The following is a 19,734-nucleotide window of genomic DNA, read 5'->3' on the forward strand; positions in this document are numbered from 1 at the left end:
CTGGCGCGACCTTAACATACAATGCTAAATCTCCTCGACTGGTTTTAGCTAATCGTCACAGATTTGTTGCTGCGGCTCAAACTATCCAACCTTTAAGTTAGAATTTTAAGATATACATTTGCATACGAGGATGCAGAATCGGTAAAATCGCGCCCCCTTTGTTAAACTAGTCACCAACAACGTCGGAATCGGTAAGTAAGCAGTGGAAGAATTCCCTCTACAACTCGTCAATTGGTCAGCATGGGCACCCACGCTTGAAACCAAAGTAGCCTGGGAAAACTGGGCTGGTGTACCGCCGACAATGGAAGAGCCAAAAGTACCTCAGGCAAAATGCATTCCGCCAATGCAAAGACGTCGATGCAGTCGACTAACCAAAATGGCGTTACAAGTCGCTAACGAGGCTTGTGAAGAGTTGTCCGTAGACTTCAGCCTATTTTGCAGCCGACATGGAGAACTCCACAGAACCGTTAAATTGCTGGAAGATGTTGTAACGCAAAATGAGCTATCGCCAATGGCTTTTGCGCAGTCGGTTCATAACACCGCATCAGGCCTGCATGGGATCATCAATCAAACCTATATCCCCTCAACTTCGATTGCCGCGACAAGGGATATGGTTGAACAAGCATGGATTGAAGCCTACGCGTTTCTGAGACTAAACCGTGACAAAAAGGTACTGATGATCGTGTTTGACGAAACAGTGCCATCACAATACCGCCCATATGTATCACATCAAGAGGATATAGCATTTGCTCTGGTGTTAGAGTCAAACCCCTTATCCATAACCAGCCAAACTATTTCACTAATAAAGAATTCGGCCAGCCAAGTTCAACCGACAAAAAATAATAGCTTATCAAGTCCCTGGCAATTCATGCAGTCAATGCTAGTTGGAAACGCCGAAGAAATTGACAAGCGGTGGATTTGGCAATTTCAATGATAAATACAATTTCTAAGACATGGCGAGTCATAGCTACAGGGTTTTGCTTCTTAAGCTTTGGGCTGGGTGGTTTCTTGTTGACAATTTTTGTTTTTCCCGCGATTTATCTTATCGCTCCTAAACCTGCACGCCGTCGAAACCTGACACAATCAACGATTAGCAAGGCATTTCTATTTTTTACAAGGGTGATGCAACACCTGGGCGTTATGGAATTATCCACGCAAGGTATTGAAGCTCTCAAGCTCCAACGCGGCGCGATTATTGTAGCAAACCACCCTAGCCTTATTGATATCGTGCTGCTGGGAGCGATGATGGAAAGATTTGACTGCATCGTAAAACAAAAATTGTGGCAACATCCTTTACTTGGCGGTGTCATGCGCGCAGCTGGCTTCATACCCAACAACGCTGGCGAATCAGTGATCCAAACCTGCCAATCGCATTTGCAAGAAGGACGAAATATTGTCATTTTTCCTGAAGGAACTCGGACCGTGCCTGCCCAACCTCTTAAGCTACAGCGAGGTGCAGCACAAATTGCGTTACGCACGGGTGCCCCTATTAGGCTTGTTCATATAACTTGCGTTCCAACAACACTTGCGAAAAACGAACCTTGGTATAATGTGCCGACGATCAAACCCCACTTTTCGCTAAAAGTAGGCAAACTGATCCAATCAAATGAGTTTCTCGGCGACGGCAAAGAGTATTCAGTCGCAGCCCGACAACTAACAAGATATTTAGCTCAGCGTTTAGAAGAAGAGAGAAAGTAAAGTGACAGAATTAAAAGTCGAGATTAAACAGTTAATAATAGACGCGTTGAATCTTGAAGATATTTCGATACAAGATATCGAAGACGAGGCTCCGCTGTTCGTCGACGGGCTAGGCTTGGACTCTATTGATGCACTAGAACTCGGCGTCGCGATAAAGAAGCGTTACAATGTCATGCTGGAAACTGATTCCAAGGAAACGCGTAAGCATTTCTATTCAGTACAAACTTTAGCTGAATTCGTCAGTAGTAAAACCGAGTAAGGGCGACGTGATGTACACAAAAGAGCAAATACTTGATGAGGTTAGAAGCGCTATGGTTGATCTATTTGAGCTCAACCCCGCCGAAATCACGGTAGAAGCCAATTTGTATAAAGATCTTGATTTAGACTCAATTGATGCTGTCGACCTTGTTGTGAGAATGCAAAATTTTACAGGTGAGAAACTGGCTCCGAACCAGTTTAAGAGCGTCCGAACAGTTGGTGATGTCGTCGAAGCAATAGCTGGCCTTGTGCGCTAGACCTATTTTGTATGTTAAAGGCTCTTGTCACCATCACACTATTGGTACTAATCATAAGCTACCCCGTTTTGGTGTATTTGGGTCTCAAACATCTAAAAGTAAGTGAGCTTGGGGTTATCCTGATTGGGTTATTTATTGCCCGGCTTTGCTTCACAGCGAAATCAACCAGCAAGAAATTGGTTTTGCCACTCTCTATCATCGGCTGTGCGCTAGCGCTGATCGCTATTGCTTCAGATTCAACACTATCGCTGACCTTTTATCCTGTTGTAGTAAACACAACCATGTTTATCTTGTTTGGTCAAAGCTTGCTCTACGGACAAACAATTATTGAACAACTAGCGAGGCTGAAGCATCCAGATTTACCCGAAGAGGGCATCATTTATACTCGGAAAGTGACTTGGATATGGACAGTGTTCTTTGTGGTTAACGGAAGTATTGCACTTTATACTGCCCTCTATTGCTCATTGGAGGAGTGGACATTTTATAATGGCTTCATCGCATACATTATGATGGGAATACTGCTTCTTGGAGAATTAATTTTTCGACGTTTTGTATTGAAAGTCGGCTAAATTATGACGCAAGAAAATCACATCAAAATCATGGAGAAGTTAACCCAAGAAGATGAGGTGCTGGTCGCATTTTCGCTTGACGGAACGCTCATAAGACGAGGTGAATTTCGTCGTGCGATCGGTGCTCTGCAGTTACGTTTACGACAAACGCTCGGCGATAAACAAAAGCACTTAGCGTTATGTTGCGACAATGCCTACTCTTTCGCTGTCGCACTCTATGCAAGTATCGGTCTTGACCAACATATTGTCATGTTACCAAATTCGCTGAGTGAAACCTTAGAAGCCCATTCGAACGTATTCGATGCAGTCATCTCAGATCAGCCACTAACGTTTCGAAAGCGCCCAGTAATAGCAACCAACTCGACTTCACTTACCGAGCAAAAACACAATGTGGAGCTAGATTTATCACTCAGTAAAAGTCAGATACACATGTTTACTTCTGGCTCTACCAGTGACCCTAAAAAAATCACTAAAAGTTTCCATCAACTGCTAGATGAAGTCTTAACGCTAAGAACCTTGTTTAAAGATCAGCTCGAAGGCTGCCATTTTATCGCAACGGTATCCCACCAACACATTTATGGCACCCTGTTCCAAGTACTTCTGCCAATACAAAGCCTGCAGCCGTTTTGCTGCGATCAGATAGAATTTCAGGAGCAACTTTCAGCCTTACCTGAAGAGCGCTATGCCCTAATTTCAAGTCCCGCTTTTCTGAAGTGCCTGCAGCCTAATGATGGCACCACCTCACGGTTATCATGTACATTTTCCTCAGGTGGGCCACTCTTACTTGGGGACAGTCAACGTGCGTCAGCCATACTTGGAAGTGCCATTTATGAGATTTTAGGAAGTACAGAAACGGGTGGTATAGCCTGGCGCCAACAACTCGCTGATGACTCGGCCTGGCGACCACTGCCTCAAGTTAAGATTGATGTGTCAGAAGACAGTACGTTAGTCGTTAGCTCACCGTACGCGGGGGGAACTCAACATATTCAAGATCAAATTGAAATTCTGGACGACGGAAGTTTCCTCCATAAAGGTCGCGCAGACCGCGTTGTTAAAATTGGTGAAAAGCGTTTAAGTCTCCTGGAATTAGAAGCTCACGCCCAATCATCACCATTAGTTGCAGAAGCCGCTGCACTCACGGTCATTAAGAGGGGAAGAGAGCGCGTTGCCCTTGTGGTTGCCTTAACCCAAAACGGCAATATCTTACTAGCGGAGAATGGAAAACATCACTGTAACGAAGCCATAAGGCTATATCTGCAACAGCGTTTCGATCGTGTATTATTGCCAAGGTATTTTCGCTATTGCACGCATCTACCAATAAACAAACAGGGAAAACGTGTTGAGCGGCAGCTACAAGCGCTATTCATCGAGGAGAATACATAGATGGAACTACCTACAGTGAGTGACGTAATAACTAGTGAAGCGTCTGTCACACTTCAAATGACGATAGACGATGCTCTCCCCTATTTTAAAGGACACTTCCCGAATGCCCCTATCCTGCCCGGCGTTGCACTACTCAATTGGGCTGAGCACTTCGCCAAACAATATTTCATACTGAACGCTGTCTTCAAAGGGGTAGACAACCTAAAGTTTCAGCAAGTTGTAAAACCCTGTTCATTACTTAATTTGTCGCTAAGCTATAACCAAGAGAAGCAGTCCGTTCAATTTGAATATACGTCGCCTGAGCATAAGCATGCCTCCGGCAGGATTTTGTTCACATCGTGAATTACTCACCTTGCATAATAATCCCAATCTACAACCACGGTAGCACTATTGGTGCGACGGTTTCTTCCCTGCTTACCTACAACCTGCCAATACTCATAGTCGATGATGGTAGTGATGCATCAACGCATGAAATTTTGGATACGTTGGCGACTCAAAATACGCTAGTTAGTGTTGACCATTTGCCAAGTAACCTAGGGAAAGGCGGCGCAGTAATGGCTGGCATCAGGAAAGCCGCTAAATTAGGGTATAGCCATGCCATACAGGTTGACGCAGATGGACAACATGATCTTAATGATCTGACCAAGTTAGTGAAACTCGCCCACGAAAACCCTAACGCACTCGTTAGTGGACAGCCTGAATATGATGAATCGGTACCGACACACCGCTACATCGCACGCTATATAACACACGTTTGGGTATGGATAGAGACGCTATCTTTTAGTATCAAAGACTCTATGTGTGGTTTTAGAGCTTACCCTATAAAACCATGTGTAGAGGTACTAGATTCTGCCAACCTAGGGCAGCGCATGGACTTTGATCCTGAGATCATGGTTCGCCTTTATTGGCATGGTGTTCAAATAATCACTATGCCAACAAAAGTCATTTATCCCAAAGATGGGGTGTCGCACTTTCGCGGGCTAGAAGATAACCTCCGTATATCTTGGATGCACACACGCTTATTCTTTGGCATGTTGAAAAGGCTGCCCTTTCTAGTATTCCGAAAACGTAAAGCACACTGGTCAGACACTCCTGAGCGTGGTGGTGTCAGGCTCATGCTCGCGCTATACCACAGCTATCGTTTACTTGGCAGGCCAGTATTCTCCCTACTCCTTAAATTCGTCATGCTGTATTACGTGGCAACGAGCAGCGAAGTAAGATTTGTATGCAAAAAGTACTGGTCGCACGTTCTTAGGTTTAGCAGAACAGGCACATCCAGTAAGCCTGGTTGGCGGCAAACCTATAAACACTTACTAAGCTTTGGCGAAGCGATGCTCGATAAGCTAGCCGTTTGGGCTGGTGATATCACCATCGATGATTTAGACATTACTGGTGAAAACGCGCTAAGGAACGCTTTAAAGCATGGTAAAGGCGCGATACTGTTTGTCAGCCATTTTGGTAATATTGAGGTTTGCCGAGCGCTCGGGAGAAAGGTTCCGGAAATCACAAAAATTAATGCTCTGGTGTTCAATACCCATGCGCAAAAATTTAATAAAGTATTGAAGCACATTAACGCTGAAGCTGACTTCAATTTGATCCACCTAGATGAAATAGGTATTGATACATCAATCCAGCTGAAAGATATGGTCGACAACGGCGAGATTATCGTTATTGCAGCAGATCGAACCCCCGTAGGAGCGCGAAATCGTATCACTCAAGCTGAATTTCTTGGTCAAAAAGCCTCTTTTTCACAAGGACCGTTTATTTTAGCCAGTATATTGCAATGCCCTACATTCACCATGTTTTGTGCGCGTAATGGTAAGCGCTTTGAGGTTGGATTTAAGCCGTTTTCAGATCAAATAATGCTACCAAGGAAAACGCGCGATGAGGCACTGGGTCGATATGTCACACAATATAGTGAAGCCCTTGAAAGCTGGGTAGTACGATACCCTGAGCAATGGTTTAATTTTTTTGATTTCTGGCAAGCACCAGAAACTTCTGAGAAGAGAAGCAAATAGAGTGAACGCAGTAAAAAATACAGTCTGTTTTGGCGCAGAATCAGTATCCATTGAGGATGTTGTCGCCATTAGTTGCCAACGTAGCAAAGTATCTTTCACTGATTCCCCCTCCTTCTGGAGACGCGTGGACGCCGGAGTTGAGTTTCTTGAGCGTCTATTAACGGAAGATGGAGCAATCTATGGTGTAACAACGGGCTATGGCGATTCATGTACGGTCGCAGTACCGCCTCACTTAGTCCCTGAGTTACCGCTGCATTTAACACGCTTCCATGGTTGCGGCTTAGGTGACCATTTCTCGAAACAAGAGACCAGAGCTATTTTGGCCAGCAGGCTAGCATCTCTTGCTCAAGGCTACTCAGGCGTTAGTCGTGACCTTCTGGAATTGTTACGCGAGTTCATAAATCGGGATTTATTGCCCTTGATACCACAAGAGGGATCCGTCGGTGCCAGTGGTGATTTAACACCGTTATCTTATGTAGCTGCAGCACTCATTGGTGAAAGAGATGCATACTTTGGAGACGATGTATTGCCAGTTAAAGACGTGATGGCAAGACTAAACCTCGCCCCTATTAAATTGCGTCCCAAAGAGGGACTTGCCGTAATGAATGGCACAGCTGTCATGACAGGTATTGCATGTATTGCCCACCACCGAGCAACATATTTGGCAAAGTTATGTACCAGGATCACATCTATGGCCGTGGTCGGCCTCCAAGGCAATGAGTTTCATTTTGATGAAGTTCTGTTTTCGGTCAAACCACACCCAGGTCAACAACAGATCGCATCTTGGCTGCGCTCAGACCTCACCCATGAAGAGATGCCTCGCAATTCTTCTCGACTGCAGGATCGATACTCTCTACGCTGTGCACCTCACGTTATAGGCGTGCTGCAGGACGCCCTGCCCTTTACGCGCCAACTCATAGAAAATGAGTTAAACAGCGCAAACGATAACCCCATCATTGATGGAGAAGGGGAGCATGTCATGCATGGGGGACACTTCTATGGAGGCCATATCGCATTCGCCATGGATTCAATGAAAAATGCAGTAGCGAATTTGGCTGATCTGATGGACCGTCAAATGGCCTTGATGATGGACACACGGTTTAATCATGGCTTACCCGCAAACTTATCTGGTGCCACAAGCGAAAGAAGCATGATCAACCATGGTTTCAAAGCTGTCCAAATTGGAACATCCGCTTGGACAGCAGAAGCACTAAAACTCACTATGCCAGCGAGTGTTTTTAGTCGGTCAACTGAGTGCCATAATCAAGACAAAGTCAGTATGGGCACGATCGCCGCTCGAGATTGTCTACGGGTATTGCAACTCACCGAACAAGTCGCCGCGGCGGTTCTTCTTGCAGCGAAGCAATCACTAGAGCTTCGAATTCGAAATGGCGAATTGGGCAGCCAGCAACTAACACCTAACGTTCGAGCAATGAAAGATGATTTGGATCGCTTATGCCCTGTGATCGATGAAGATCGGCCTCTCGAAGAAACGCTTCGAACTACTGTAGCCCTGATCCAAGAACAGAAGTGGCCACTCTATGGCTAAATCAAAATCACTTTTAACGTCACATACTATCGAAGTGGAAGTGCCCTTTTTTGACACTGATCCAATGGGGATCACATGGCATGGAAACTACGTAAAATACTTTGAACTTGTTCGTTGTGCGTTATTGGAAAAAATTGGCTACGGCTATCGAGATATGGCCAACTCAGGCTTTTCATGGCCTATCGTCGACATGCGAGTAAAGTACGTTAAGAGCTCGACTTTTTTTCAAAAGATTAACGTGCAAGCAACTATAGTCGAGTATGAAAACAGATTAAAAATTGAGTATCGCATCACAGATAAAGAGACGGCTGTTACGATTACCAAGGGCTTTACAATACAGGTAGCCGTCGATATCGAGTCGGGAGAAATGTGTTTCTGTTCACCCTCAATACTTATTGAGAAGTTGCAACCATGATAAAAGTCCTCTTTTTAATCAGTTTAGTGTATTTGAGTCTCTCAGTTACTCATGCCAATGAACTATTCTCTCCAGAGAATGCTGTTGAAGAGACATCAACGCTGCCAAATTTCGGCAATGCAGACCTTGTCATCAGTGCTGAATATACTCAAGTTAGACATATTGCTAGCATGGATGCAGCTATTCGTAGTCATGGGGACTTCATCCTTGCACCAGAACTAGGCCTGCTTTGGGCCCAAAAAAAGCCTTTCATTTCTCGTTTGTGGATGGATCAAGAGAAAATGATTCAACAAATTGCAGATGCATCACCGATCGAGATAAATGCCACTCAAAATCCTCTGCCGTTTTCGATTGGCCGTATATTTTTTGCCATTTTCCGGGGTGATCACAGTGGGCTAAATGACAGTTTTTCCGCCTACTTGATGCATTCAGATAAAGACTGGCAACTTGGCTTAATACCCCGCGATCCACTTATATCGAAGGCATTAAGGCAGATAATAGTCACAGGCAACAAAGAGATCCGAAGCATTGATATCACGGATATAAAAGGCAATCGGCAAGAACTAATATTTGACAACCTTAACTCATCATTACAATTAACCCCTCAGCAGAAACAAAGATTGATTCATTAATGAAGGCAAAAAGACTCTTTTTTTCTATTTGGCTAACGATACTTTTTACACTGGCCGTCCTATCGTTTGTCATTTTTAAGCAAGGTTTTCAAGTTAATACAAACCTAATGGCACTGTTTCCTGAAGCGGAACAATCCCCGATAGAAAGCCACGCATCAAAGCGATTAGCCTTAACCCAGGGTCGACGAATTGCTTTACTTATTTCGCACGCAGCCCCTGAAAAACTGAAAATACTGGCCCCACTCATTGAGTCAGAGCTACTGGAATCTCAGCTATTTGATATCAAAGAACAACTCAGTGAACAATCACAACTGGCCGACCTCTATCGGAACTACCATCATCAGCTGTTTTCTGACACGACCAGAAGACAATTAGAAGTAGATGCCGACACGCTGCTCACATCTGGTTTGGTGGCTTTCTATAATCCTTTTGTCGGCATATCTCCTCAAGAATACTTGAATGATCCAGCATTAACGCTCCGGAATTTCATGATGTCACGCGCCCAAAGTGACAAACTCATTCTCGAGAATGGACGCTTATGGCATAAAAGCGACGATGCCAACTGGTTGTTTCTTCCACTAATGCTCAAAGCGGATCCATATAATTTTCGTGTACAAGAAAAACTGCTAACTACAATTAACAACGTAAAGCTGCGACACCCAGAGCTCACTATCAATTATACTGGCACAGCCTTTTATGCCGCGTACGGTGCTGACTCCGCCCGCAGTGAAATAAGCACAATCGGCGTCGGTTCTATTCTTGGTATATTACTATTAATGGTATGGGTGTTTAGATCATTAACACCACTAATCCTAGCAGGAGTGGCTATTAGTGTAGGTATCGTTGCGGCTGCACTTTTAACACATATCGTTTTTGGCTCTATACATATTTTCACTTTGGTATTTGGTGCCTGCCTTATTGGAGTATCAATTGATTATGCCTTCCATTATTTCTCACACCAAAGCCAAGCCAACAAAGACAACCGTGGTCTAGATACTGTAAGCAAGATTTTCCCAGGTATCAGCCTCGGCTTAGTATCTAGCGCAACGGCCTATGCAGCTTTATCGCTTGCGCCATTCCCAGGTCTTCGCCAAGTCGCGCTTTTTTCTGCTACCGGTCTTTGCTCGGCCTACCTCACGGTCATTTTGGCGTTTCCAACGTTCATGTCTTCAAGACGTAAGCCTGCCAATAAAGTGCCTTGGGCTAACAAAGCCCTCATCGAGTTTTGGCAGCAGTTAAACATGTCCAAGCGGGGTATCATCGCGGCAGTTGTCATGCTTACTTGCATTCCAGCACTTATTTTGCAAAAAAATGATGACAATATTCGTAATTTACAAAGCTTAGATCCCACCCTGCAATCCATGGAACAGCAATTCAAGCAGCTGTTAGGGGGGGCAAACTCGCCACGTTTTCTATTATCAACAAGTGATGATGCGGAATCGCTTTTGCAGATGGATGAAGAGGTCGTCGAACTTATTCAACAATCTTCAAATGACAGCAAGGTTATTGGGCTGTCTCGATTTGTTCCGAGTGCTCGACAGCAGGAATTAGATTACAACCTGTATCTAAGGCAAGTCGTACCAAAAACCTACACGGCATTGGTCACTGCCGGCTTTCCAGAAGAGACTGCGCACAAGCAAGTCAATCGGCTAAAGGGCGCCTCGTTTAACGCGTTAACATTAACGGAATGGTTAGATAGCCCGGCATCTGCGCCGTGGCGCTTTTTATGGATTGATGATGCGGCAAATAAGAAAAACGCTGCGATCACCTTAATTCAAAGCACACTATCCACTCACAAGCTTCAACAAATCTTACCTCACGACGTTCGCGTGATTGACCCTGCAGAACAGTACTCCAAGCTATTCGGACGCTACAGACAACAGATCAGTTGGCTACTCCTACTAGCATACGTAGTCATTTTTGCTCTGCTAAATTTCCGTTATTCATGGCGTCGTGCTGTTGCTGTTATTTCAGTACCAGCCGGAGGGTGTTTACTAACACTTGGAGCACTGTCCTTGGCTAGCGTCCCACTAAACTTATTTCATGCACTAGCGCTTATCCTCGTCACCGGAATAAGCATCGATTATTCAATCTTCTTCGCCGAAACCCAGAAAAATCCAGAAACCACACTTCTCTCAATTGCGCTGGCATCAACTACAACAATGCTTAGCTTCGGGCTGCTAGGGCTGAGTGCTACGCCAGCGGTCAGCGCGGTTGGGATAACCGTTAGTCTAGGAATTATATTTGCCTACCTTTTGAGTCCCCTTGCCTTCCAGCACGATACGGATCAAAAAGGGGGATATTCTTGATAGTCCTGAGCAGTTGAAACCCGTAAAATTCGCGTTTGTCGAACGGAATAGTCAGCCCGGAGTCCACTTGCGTTTTGTTTTTTGCACTATCGTCAGCCTCACTATCTTCATATTAGCTAGCTGTGCTCACCCACAAAAAGGCGAATTACTTCCTAAGCCCATATCCAACGCACTTTATGATGTTAGACCGGCATTACTCGGCGACACCGAACCTTATCCTGACAGCCTTTCTCAACTCGTTACGTTTCATTATGATACGAGGACAGAAGCGCTACCCTTTGTGATTAGCTTATCATCGGACGAGATATTAATGAGTGCCATCGCTAGTTGGGGCTCACCGTTGTTCGTTTTACGATATGACGGGCACGATATTACGTTTTTGCAAGCTCCGATTGTTGATATTGCACTAAAACCTGAATATATACTTGGTGATTTCTTTTTAACCTACTGGCCAACCAACTCGTTGGCCAACGCCTTAAAACCATTAGGGTTTACGATTGCAGATAACGGTTTAACTCGCCAAGTATGGCAGGATGGATTGTTAGTTATGACGATTCAGTACCAACACAATAGCCGCTGGCGATCTGCCGTTGAACTAGTGCATCATCAACTAAACTATCAGCTTAATATTCAACCGCTATCTGAGAGTGACGAACATGGGCAGTAAATTGTATATCAATGGATTTGGTATCTCTTGTCCCTTAGGTGACCATAGATTCGGTGTCACGCAAAAATTAATTTCAGGCGACACGAATGCACTACAACCATCTGGAGCGCTCAACAGTGGTCGCAGTACCTACATTGCCAGAGTGCAGTATCCTCTTCCAAAATTGCCACTATCGTTAACTGATTACAATTGTCGTAACACCCAATTGTTGATGCACAGCTATCTTCAAGTTCAAGAAACGATAGACGAAATGAAGAGCCTCTTTGGTAAAGCGCGTATAGGGGTAGTTTTAGGCTCAAGTACAGCAGGTATCGCCGAAGGTGAACGCCTAATCGATAGTCTTTCGAATGATCATCCTTTTCCAAAAGAGTATCGCTACCTACAGCAAGAGTTAGGCAGCGTCTCTGATTTTCTATCTAAATTGGCTGATGTTGATGGGCCTGTATATACGGTTTCTACCGCTTGCTCTTCATCGGGTAAAGTATTTGCTTCAGCCTCCCGGCTAATAAGCTCCGGTGTATGTGATGCGGTAATTGTCGGCGGAGCAGATAGCTTGTGCGGATTGACTCTAAACGGATTCGATGCGTTGGAGTCTTTGTCGCCTGACAGATGCCAGCCATTTAGTCTGAACAGACAGGGAATCAACATCGGAGAAGGCTCTGCATTATTCGTTGTCTCAAGTGAGCCAGCTGACATAGCGATTTTAGGCGTCGGAGAATCATCTGATGGCTACCATATTTCAGCACCGGAGCCCTCAGGGAAAGGCGCAGAGCGCGCAATTAGAGCAGCGCTTAATGACGCAGAGTTATCCCCAAATGATATCGGCTATTTGAACCTCCATGGTACGGCAACGCCGAAAAACGACGAAATGGAAAGCGAAGTTGTTCACCGCATATTTGGCAACAAGATCCCTTGTAGCTCAACCAAAGCGATGATTGGTCATACGCTAGGGGCTGCAGGTGCTATCGAACTCGCCTTTTGCTGCCTGCTTCTTAAACTTACCGGTAAACAGGCTGGCTTGCTTCCACCACACATTTGGGATGGCATAAAGGATCCCGATTTAAAAGGTATTCACTTAGCGACACCTGACGACAGCTTGAGAGCCCCTATTTGTATGAGTAATAATTTTGCTTTTGGCGGAAGTAACGTCAGTATTATTGTCGGAAAGGTAAAGTAATATGGACGTAAAAAAATACCCTATTGAAGAGATTGTTCCCCATTCATACCCAATGATTTTAATCGACGAACTCCTCTCTATTACCGAAAAATCAGCTATCGCCAGGGTGGATATTAAACCTGACTGCATTCTCCTGGATCCCAATGGTGAATGCTCTGCTGCGACGGGAATTGAGTGGATGGCACAAACAATTGCCGCGCATGCAGGATATTTTGCACGCCAGCAACAAAAAACGGTTGAAATAGGGTTTTTATTAGGTACTCGTCGTTATCGCAGCACGAGAAGCACTTTTTTTTCTGGTGACCAGTACATAGTGAAAGTAGAGCAACTCTACTTAGAAGATGGCATGGCTTCATTCGCATGTGAAATCATCGACAATGAGGATGTTATCGTCACCGCCACAATTAACACCTACCAGCCTGACCATAGCAAGGTAGCAGACGTAATTGGAGAACCAAGTGAGTAGAAGAGTTCTAGTAACAGGTGCCAGTAAAGGTATCGGGCAAGCCATTGCGAAGAAGCTAGCCAACGATGGCTTCCATATTGTTGTTCATTATGGCAGTGACCGTAATGGTGCGCAGCTGACTCTGGATGATATCCATCAAGCTGGTGGTAGCGGCGAGCTTATTCAGTTCATGCTTACCGATAGAGAGAATATCTCCGACAAACTCGAACAGCAAATCAATGATTACGGCGCATATTATGGCGTCGTATGTAATGCAGGTGTGCTAGACGATGCTGCATTTCCAGCGATGGATGGCGAGATGTGGGACCGTGTTATTCACACCAATTTAGATGGATTTTATAATGTCTTACACCCATGCATAATGCCTATGGTGCGCGCAAAAAGTGGCGGCCGCATTATCACGTTATCATCAGTGTCCGGCGTTGTGGGTAATCGTGGGCAGGTTAATTACAGCGCATCGAAAGCCGGAATAATAGGGGCAACAAAATCACTTGCCTTAGAATTAGCTAGCAGGAAGATAACCGTGAACTGTGTCGCTCCGGGGCTTATTGAGACGGGCATGGTTGACGAAGAGGTTGTAGAGCAAGCGATGGCCATGATACCAGCAAAACGTATGGGGCAACCTGACGAAGTAGCAGCGACTGTCGCCTTTTTAATGTCTGATAGCGCGGCCTATATCACCCGACAAGTAATTTCCGTGAATGGGGGGTTGGCTTAATGAGCCAATTAAAACGCGTGGTTGTCACCGGCATGGCTGGCATCTCGCCAATGGGTACCGACTGGGTTTCCACCTTAGCGAGCCTCAAAGCCAAACAAAACTTTGTCGAATATATTCGCGAATGGGATAAATTTTCCGGTCTCAACACCCGCTTAGGAGCGCCGGTTAAAGGCTTTCAAGTTCCGACTTCTTTCCCTAGAAAGAAAGTGCGAAGCATGGGGCGAGTTTCTAGGTTAGCAACCGTTGCAACGCAAGCTGCACTAGCAGATGCAGATCTAATTGATCACCCGGTTTTAACGAATGGTGCCACTGGAATATCTTATGGCTCGTCGGTGGGAAGTACCGAGCCATTTGCTGCGTTTGGCAAAATGCTTAACGATGGGGATTGCTCCGGTATCAACGCAACGTCCTATATCAAAATGATGGCGCACACCACGGCTGTCAACCTGAGCCTCTTTTTTGAATTAAAAGGAAGAGTTCATACTACGAGCAGTGCCTGCACATCAGGTAGCCAAGGCATAGGGTACGCTTATGAAGCAATTAAGCACGGCTACCAAACCGTTATGGTTGCAGGTGGTGCAGAAGAGTTATGTCCTACTGAGGCGGTAGTATTCGACACTCTTTACGCAACCAGTCTACTGAACGACACACCAACCCGTAGCCCTCGCCCTTTTGACCAAGAAAGAGACGGCTTAGTCATTGGTGAAGGCGCTGGAACCCTCATTTTGGAGGAGTTGGAGCATGCCCAGCAACGAGGCGCTACGATTTACGCTGAGCTGATTGGATTCGGTACTAACTGTGACGCGATGCATGTCACCCAGCCAACGGCCGAGACAATGCAAGTGGCAATGGAACTTGCACTTAATGATGCCGGCGTTAGTCGAGACGACGTAGGTTATGTGTGTGCCCATGGCACTGCAACCGAACGAGGTGACATCGCAGAATCACAAGCTACCGCATCCACATTTGGGAGACCGATAGCGATAAGTTCGTTAAAGAGCTACATAGGTCATACGCTTGGCGCGTGCGGTGCACTGGAAGCATGGATGTCAATAGAGATGATGCGCACAGGCTGGTTCGCTCCCACCATTAACTTAGACAGAGTTGACGAACGTTGTGGTGAACTTGACTATGTGACAGGCAATGGAAGATGTATCGACACGGACCTAATCATGACGAATAATTTTGCTTTTGGCGGAATTAATACGTCTCTTATTTTTCAGCGCTGGCCAGAGTAGACACTAATAAAGTGGCTATCAAAGCCCCCCAGCCAGTTACGGTCAAATGTGCAATAAGCAGATTACTACCTGCCTCTGGCAATCACTACCAGCAATTGAGCTATGCAGAGCAAGCTATGTTAGCGTCTATTTCCAGTGAACTTAGGCGCCAACAATATGCTACAGGGCGACTGCTAGTAAAACACATTCTGTCGCAAGCTCTCAATTGCCAAACTGCTGACATTGATATTTGGGTCGATCACAACGGGAAGCCATACAGTTCTTGCCCCAACGCTCCTGAATTTAGCATTTCCCACACAAAAGACTACGTTGTTGTCGCTGAAGCCTCTGTGCCTGTTGGCGTAGATTATGAACACCGCAAGCATACACGGAACTTCTTAGGGATCTCTGAGCACTATTTTTCCGAAAACGAGTGCAAATGGATTAGAAATCCGTACTCAACCGCACAACAAGAGGAACGGTTTTATCATTTATGGGTGCTTAAGGAGGCACATGCGAAAGCCACAGGGCGCGGGTTAAGCGACTCTTTGGCATTAGACTACTTAGCTACAAAACCTGAAGGAAGCAAGCTGACGTTAGGGCCAAACATACAGCTCTACCATAGTAAGCATGGTCGAGACTTTCACCTAGGGCTCGCAGCGATAACGCAAAGTCCTCTCCAGATAGAAATTACCAACGTCGCCCCAGAGACAATAAAATAGGCACGTCGAGCCCATCATTTGGACTAAATAAATTAGCGTTAGAGAAGTGTTTGTACGACACGCTTACTAGCCAAGATTCATCCGCACCAAAATACACCCCCGCGCCTACCTGCGCTTGAAATGCAAAACGCTTCCCCTGCTCCCTCTCACCAAGCTTTCTGCTAGAGAGATAGGTCGGACCAAGCGCGCGAACAAAAAAGTATGGCTGATTTTCACCCCATTTATCAGTGTATAAATTTAACTGCGGGAAAAACGAGATGGCATATATCTCTTCATTAACATCCTCATCCGTACCCAAATAAGTGATGCCCGTGCCTAAGAATAAAGTCTGACGGCTGCTACGTTCATATTGCCAAAAGATCAAGTCTGCACCGACCGTATAATTTGTTTGACTCCCACCGGGCTGCGGCCCACCACCGGCATTCAATAGAAGCTGTGTTTTTGCTTCGCAAAAGCTGACTGAGAATAAAAACATCGAGATTAAGAGAAGTGGGTAAATAGCGATCTTCACAACTTAAAACACCTTTATAAACAACACGTAGTAATATTATTTTTGACAGACCTACTTAGCCCAACCCCTGTCCGCTGATGACTTAGAGTGGTTACAACGATACCAACGACTATACTTGGATTAAATTAAGTAGTTGATCTATTTCCATACAGCCCGCGTAAGAAGCGTCATGAAGCTAAAGGTTGGAAAAAAAGATGATCAGCAAGTTACTAGTTATGTTCTCAGTATGCTTCTTAACGGCATGCAGTAGCAACTGGGCTTTTTATGCCCCAAAAGCTGAGTCAACGAGAGCAGAGTCACAATACCATTTTCCTTATCAAAATATTCAAGTCACTAGTCAGTCAGGCAACAAACTTGATGCACAACTTCACAAAACATCAGTAAGATCCCCTCTCGGCTTAGTCATGCACTTTCATGGCAACCGAGGCAATATATCAGAGACTTTCGACAAGGTTGAATGGCTGTTAGACGAAGGATATGACGTTTTGGTTTTCGACTACTCCGGCTATGGGCGTAGTGAGGGAGCAGCTGATCCCAAAGTAACTTATTTGGATGCCAGATCGATGCTAAAGATCTTTAGTGAGCTGTCTCGGCCCCATGATGACTACAAGAAGATCGTTTGGGGGACATCCCTAGGAGGCGTAATACTGATCAGCGGTCTATCTGAGCCTGGCTCACGTTTGGATATTGACCTGATGATCGTCGATTCAAGTTTTTATCGCTATTCAGACACAGCGAGCCACATTGCCAGTCGCTACCCGTTAGGTAAACTCGTATCTTGGATCCCTGCCTTAATTTTTGATGATCATTATGCGCCCGAAGGGCGTCTATCTCAGCTACCCAATGTGCCGCTTCTCTTTACTCATTGTGAAACCGACACTCTCATACCCATAGAGTTCACGGAACAGCTTTATGAAGAAGCCGTTGGAGCTAAAGGATTATGGAGGTTACCAAACTGCAAGCACGCACGCAGCTTTGCAAACGAGAACAGGCAAAATCAAAAGATACTGCTTCAAGTGCTAGAGCAACCCGGCTTAGTAGCACCAGAATTCACATACTATGCAGCGCGAACTGCACTTTACAATTCGGTTTTAGCCGGACGCTAACAACTGTGAAGAAGCTTATTTCTGGATAAGCAGCAACTCACTAATCGTTTTCTTTTCCATCGAAAAGTGACCGTGTGCATTACCTTTGTATGTCGGCGAAGTTACTCGACTTAAAGACATAATCAACAAAGAGGGTTCTTCAACTGAAATGGCGTTGCGGGTGCCAACCACAGAGACACCCGCCACATCTACCCGGCTATCACTAACTTGAAATCCAATGGGGGCGGTAATTTGGCCATTCGTTATTTCAAGAACTGACTGAGTAATCGTAGCTCCAGTTCCATTTGACATAATGATCAAATTTTTTGCTTTAACTTTAGACTGCTTCAGAGTTAACGATTGCGCCTTAACGCTCTCTAAACGGATATTGGAACAATTATCAAAAGTAATATGTCGATAAACACCACGATAACTAACACCCGACTTACCCTTGCACAATAAGTCAACATCGCTGTTGGCTAAATCGACTGGCTCAGCGCTTAGTTCAGTTTCAGGTGGATAGGACAGCTCTTTGAGAATCAGTTCATTTATTACTTGAGCATGAGATTTCATCGGTACATGCTGAGCGTCATTCAACACGTATAGTCGGCTGGCAGGTATTAAGTACTCTAGCACTTCCCCCGTTCGCAATGGAGCAACACCATCCTGACGCCCCCATATTATGGTTGCCGGTACGGCTATTTTCCGAACCACATCACTAAAATCATCGTTCACTAATGCCAACGCAGCATTAATATTTGGCGTATCCGACAACAGCAAAGACCAAGCGGTATCTGATGCATTAAGAGGGGCTGTTGGATCTGGCCCTCCGGCAATAGACTCTAGCCAGGCGTCACTCACATTCTGGACATCACTGATCACCCTTCGCAACTCATCAGATAATAAGCTGTTGTTGAGAGGTAATGTGGCCAAACTCTTGATAAAGGCCGTACGCTCAAGGATTCCTGCCGCATTAATAATCACGAGTTGTTTTACATCAACAGGAAAGTCAGAGGCATAACGCAACGCAATAGCTCCTCCCATCGAATGACCAATGACGACGCTCGCGCCATGAGCATAAGTCTCGTTCACCCAATGCAGAGTCTTCGCATAGAGACTGGGTGACATTTTTCCTTTCTGTATTCGAGAGAATCCAAAGCCGGGCAGATCAATCGCAATAACATGATAGTGTTTAGCTAACACAGGTATCTGAGCTAACCAGTCCTGGCTGGCCAATGAACCTAAGCCATGTACTAGAATGATAGTTTGGTCATTAGTCTGACCCGCTTCAATTTTTAGAATATGGCTATTAAAGGCGGGCTCCAACACATATTCTGCATGCCAAGCGGACGCAAAGTCTGGTAGCGAGCTTGGCGCAGGTAAAGGCTCATCTAACGCGAGGTACTCATCAACCTTGCCTTTAACGTCTTCCAAGGCTGCTTTCAATTTGTCGTTGAAACCACCCGCGATGGCAACATTGATGCTAAAAAGTATCACCAATGCTACCCATGATGCCTTCTTGCATACGCCGATATAACTTTGTTCCATTTTACTTAAATTCACTTTAATCCTAACAGCGCTAGCATCACGACTATAAAGAAAATAGGTCTATATACCGAAAGGTATAGAGACGATTAGCTTGGTAGCATTGCTCCCAATGATTTGCCACCTAGCAGGTGCATATGAATGTGATAAACCTCCTGACCACCATGGTGATTGCAGTTAACTATTAATCGATAGCCATCATCGGCGATCCCTTGCGCTTTCGCTAATTTTGCAGCCACAGTGAATAAGCGTCCCAAAGCGAGTTCATCTTGTTCTGTGACATCGTTGATTGTCGGGATAAGTTTATTTGGGATAATCAGAATATGTTGAGGCGCCTTAGGGGATATATCTCTAAAAGCAGTCACCAATTCATCTTGATAAAGCAACTCTGTAGGGATCTCTTGGCGTATTATTTTACTAAAGATAGTTTCTTCGGCCATGACTAACTTCCAATGTAGATAAGTAAGCTCTTTTTTTAGCGCATTCCTCACGGTTTATCGAGTACTAGCGTGCGACAATTTGCAGTGGCTTACTAACC

Annotated in this window: 22 protein-coding genes; 19 read left to right on the forward strand and 3 right to left on the reverse strand. The window is 45.2% G+C overall.

Translation table 11 applies throughout. The features are described 5' to 3' along the window. Positions 1-202 precede the first annotated feature (202 nt). The 18 genes from DU002_RS02115 to DU002_RS19615 all read left to right on the forward strand — a co-directional run bounded on the left by DU002_RS02115 (position 203) and on the right by DU002_RS19615 (position 16,055). Entirely contained in the window at positions 203-934 is a 732-nt protein-coding gene (locus DU002_RS02115) for a beta-ketoacyl synthase chain length factor (protein ID WP_114336687.1), read from the forward strand. Beyond that, positions 931-1,698, forward strand: a complete 768-nt coding sequence (locus DU002_RS02120; protein ID WP_114336688.1) for a lysophospholipid acyltransferase family protein — start codon at positions 931-933, stop codon at positions 1,696-1,698. The genes DU002_RS02115 and DU002_RS02120 overlap by 4 nt, the downstream gene beginning before the upstream one ends. Position 1,699: 1 nt before the next feature. Further along, a complete protein-coding gene (locus DU002_RS02125) occupies positions 1,700-1,957 on the forward strand; it encodes a phosphopantetheine-binding protein (RefSeq protein WP_114336689.1) in 258 nt (85 codons plus the stop codon). A 10-nt stretch (positions 1,958-1,967) separates the two neighbouring features. After that, entirely contained in the window at positions 1,968-2,213 is a 246-nt protein-coding gene (locus tag DU002_RS02130) for an acyl carrier protein (RefSeq protein ID WP_114336690.1), read from the forward strand. Between the two features lie 11 nt (positions 2,214-2,224). Then, a complete protein-coding gene (locus DU002_RS02135; protein WP_114336691.1) occupies positions 2,225-2,782 on the forward strand; it encodes a COG4648 family protein in 558 nt (185 codons plus the stop codon). A 3-nt stretch (positions 2,783-2,785) separates the two neighbouring features. After that, the gene (locus DU002_RS02140) at positions 2,786-4,165 is read left to right on the forward strand and encodes an AMP-binding protein (protein ID WP_114336692.1); all 1,380 of its coding nucleotides are present in this window, start codon (positions 2,786-2,788) and stop codon (positions 4,163-4,165) included. Further along, a complete protein-coding gene (locus tag DU002_RS02145; RefSeq protein ID WP_114336693.1) occupies positions 4,166-4,507 on the forward strand; it encodes an ApeI family dehydratase in 342 nt (113 codons plus the stop codon). After that, on the forward strand, positions 4,504-6,183 hold the full coding sequence (locus tag DU002_RS02150; RefSeq protein ID WP_199405140.1) for a glycosyltransferase family 2 protein: 1,680 nt from the start codon (positions 4,504-4,506) through the stop codon (positions 6,181-6,183). The genes DU002_RS02145 and DU002_RS02150 overlap by 4 nt, the downstream gene beginning before the upstream one ends. A 1-nt stretch (position 6,184) precedes the next feature. Further along, positions 6,185-7,732, forward strand: a complete 1,548-nt coding sequence (locus DU002_RS02155) for an HAL/PAL/TAL family ammonia-lyase (protein WP_114336695.1) — start codon at positions 6,185-6,187, stop codon at positions 7,730-7,732. Then, complete coding sequence (locus tag DU002_RS02160; protein WP_114336696.1) at positions 7,725-8,147, forward strand: acyl-CoA thioesterase; 423 nt, start codon at positions 7,725-7,727, stop codon at positions 8,145-8,147. The genes DU002_RS02155 and DU002_RS02160 overlap by 8 nt, the downstream gene beginning before the upstream one ends. After that, positions 8,144-8,779 carry an outer membrane lipoprotein carrier protein LolA gene (locus DU002_RS02165; RefSeq protein WP_114336697.1) on the forward strand — a complete coding sequence of 212 codons (636 nt, stop codon included), beginning with the start codon at positions 8,144-8,146 and terminating at the stop codon, positions 8,777-8,779. Before DU002_RS02160 ends, DU002_RS02165 begins: the two co-directional genes overlap by 4 nt. Then, on the forward strand, positions 8,779-11,088 hold the full coding sequence (locus DU002_RS02170) for an MMPL family transporter (RefSeq protein WP_114336698.1): 2,310 nt from the start codon (positions 8,779-8,781) through the stop codon (positions 11,086-11,088). Before DU002_RS02165 ends, DU002_RS02170 begins: the two co-directional genes overlap by 1 nt. 67 nt (positions 11,089-11,155) lie before the next feature. Further along, positions 11,156-11,755 carry a DUF3261 domain-containing protein gene (locus DU002_RS02175; RefSeq protein WP_158537937.1) on the forward strand — a complete coding sequence of 200 codons (600 nt, stop codon included), beginning with the start codon at positions 11,156-11,158 and terminating at the stop codon, positions 11,753-11,755. After that, positions 11,745-12,932, forward strand: a complete 1,188-nt coding sequence (locus DU002_RS02180) for a beta-ketoacyl-[acyl-carrier-protein] synthase family protein (protein ID WP_114336700.1) — start codon at positions 11,745-11,747, stop codon at positions 12,930-12,932. Before DU002_RS02175 ends, DU002_RS02180 begins: the two co-directional genes overlap by 11 nt. A 1-nt stretch (position 12,933) precedes the next feature. Continuing rightward, entirely contained in the window at positions 12,934-13,398 is a 465-nt protein-coding gene (locus tag DU002_RS02185; protein ID WP_114336701.1) for an ApeP family dehydratase, read from the forward strand. Further along, the gene (gene fabG, locus DU002_RS02190; RefSeq protein ID WP_114336702.1) at positions 13,391-14,116 is read left to right on the forward strand and encodes a 3-oxoacyl-ACP reductase FabG; all 726 of its coding nucleotides are present in this window, start codon (positions 13,391-13,393) and stop codon (positions 14,114-14,116) included. Before DU002_RS02185 ends, fabG begins: the two co-directional genes overlap by 8 nt. After that, positions 14,116-15,354 (forward strand): beta-ketoacyl-ACP synthase, encoded by a 1,239-nt coding sequence (locus DU002_RS02195; RefSeq protein ID WP_114336703.1) that lies wholly within the window; start codon positions 14,116-14,118, stop codon positions 15,352-15,354. Before fabG ends, DU002_RS02195 begins: the two co-directional genes overlap by 1 nt. A gap of 116 nt (positions 15,355-15,470) precedes the next feature. Beyond that, positions 15,471-16,055 (forward strand): 4'-phosphopantetheinyl transferase family protein, encoded by a 585-nt coding sequence (locus DU002_RS19615; RefSeq protein ID WP_114336704.1) that lies wholly within the window; start codon positions 15,471-15,473, stop codon positions 16,053-16,055. On the opposite strand, the gene DU002_RS02205 is transcribed toward DU002_RS19615, so the two are convergent. After that, entirely contained in the window at positions 16,024-16,566 is a 543-nt protein-coding gene (locus tag DU002_RS02205) for an acyloxyacyl hydrolase (RefSeq protein WP_114336705.1), read from the reverse strand. The two genes, DU002_RS19615 and DU002_RS02205, sit on opposite strands and share 32 nt — an antisense overlap. A 194-nt stretch (positions 16,567-16,760) precedes the next feature. Between DU002_RS02205 and DU002_RS02210 the strand changes: the two genes are divergently transcribed. Then, the gene (locus tag DU002_RS02210; RefSeq protein WP_114336706.1) at positions 16,761-17,672 is read left to right on the forward strand and encodes an alpha/beta hydrolase; all 912 of its coding nucleotides are present in this window, start codon (positions 16,761-16,763) and stop codon (positions 17,670-17,672) included. Between the two features lie 15 nt (positions 17,673-17,687). On the opposite strand, the gene DU002_RS02215 is transcribed toward DU002_RS02210, so the two are convergent. Both DU002_RS02215 and hinT read right to left on the reverse strand, forming a co-directional pair. Further along, positions 17,688-19,214, reverse strand: coding sequence for an alpha/beta fold hydrolase (locus DU002_RS02215; protein ID WP_147271759.1), 1,527 nt, complete (start codon positions 19,212-19,214; stop codon positions 17,688-17,690). A 71-nt stretch (positions 19,215-19,285) separates the two neighbouring features. Continuing rightward, positions 19,286-19,636, reverse strand: a complete 351-nt coding sequence (hinT, locus tag DU002_RS02220; RefSeq protein WP_114336708.1) for a purine nucleoside phosphoramidase — start codon at positions 19,634-19,636, stop codon at positions 19,286-19,288. Positions 19,637-19,734 lie beyond the last annotated feature (98 nt).

This window comes from Corallincola holothuriorum (genome assembly GCF_003336225.1).
Classification (GTDB): domain Bacteria; phylum Pseudomonadota; class Gammaproteobacteria; order Enterobacterales; family Neiellaceae; genus Corallincola; species Corallincola holothuriorum.

Excerpts from the sequence above, each read along its gene's own strand:
- DU002_RS02170 (WP_114336698.1), top strand. The coding sequence starts at position 8,779 with ATGAAGGCAAAAAGACTCTTTTTTTCTATTTGGCTAACGATACTTTTT.
- DU002_RS02185 (WP_114336701.1), top strand. The coding sequence starts at position 12,934 with ATGGACGTAAAAAAATACCCTATTGAAGAGATTGTTCCCCATTCATAC.
- DU002_RS02120 (WP_114336688.1), top strand. The coding sequence starts at position 931 with ATGATAAATACAATTTCTAAGACATGGCGAGTCATAGCTACAGGGTTT.
- DU002_RS02145 (WP_114336693.1), top strand. The coding sequence starts at position 4,166 with ATGGAACTACCTACAGTGAGTGACGTAATAACTAGTGAAGCGTCTGTC.
- DU002_RS02130 (WP_114336690.1), top strand. The coding sequence starts at position 1,968 with ATGTACACAAAAGAGCAAATACTTGATGAGGTTAGAAGCGCTATGGTT.
- DU002_RS02180 (WP_114336700.1), top strand. The coding sequence starts at position 11,745 with ATGGGCAGTAAATTGTATATCAATGGATTTGGTATCTCTTGTCCCTTA.
- DU002_RS19615 (WP_114336704.1), top strand. The coding sequence starts at position 15,471 with ATGTTAGCGTCTATTTCCAGTGAACTTAGGCGCCAACAATATGCTACA.
- DU002_RS02210 (WP_114336706.1), top strand. The coding sequence starts at position 16,761 with ATGATCAGCAAGTTACTAGTTATGTTCTCAGTATGCTTCTTAACGGCA.
- hinT (WP_114336708.1), bottom strand. The coding sequence starts at position 19,636 with ATGGCCGAAGAAACTATCTTTAGTAAAATAATACGCCAAGAGATCCCT.
- DU002_RS02140 (WP_114336692.1), top strand. The coding sequence starts at position 2,786 with ATGACGCAAGAAAATCACATCAAAATCATGGAGAAGTTAACCCAAGAA.
- DU002_RS02195 (WP_114336703.1), top strand. The coding sequence starts at position 14,116 with ATGAGCCAATTAAAACGCGTGGTTGTCACCGGCATGGCTGGCATCTCG.
- DU002_RS02160 (WP_114336696.1), top strand. The coding sequence starts at position 7,725 with ATGGCTAAATCAAAATCACTTTTAACGTCACATACTATCGAAGTGGAA.
- DU002_RS02165 (WP_114336697.1), top strand. The coding sequence starts at position 8,144 with ATGATAAAAGTCCTCTTTTTAATCAGTTTAGTGTATTTGAGTCTCTCA.
- DU002_RS02135 (WP_114336691.1), top strand. The coding sequence starts at position 2,225 with ATGTTAAAGGCTCTTGTCACCATCACACTATTGGTACTAATCATAAGC.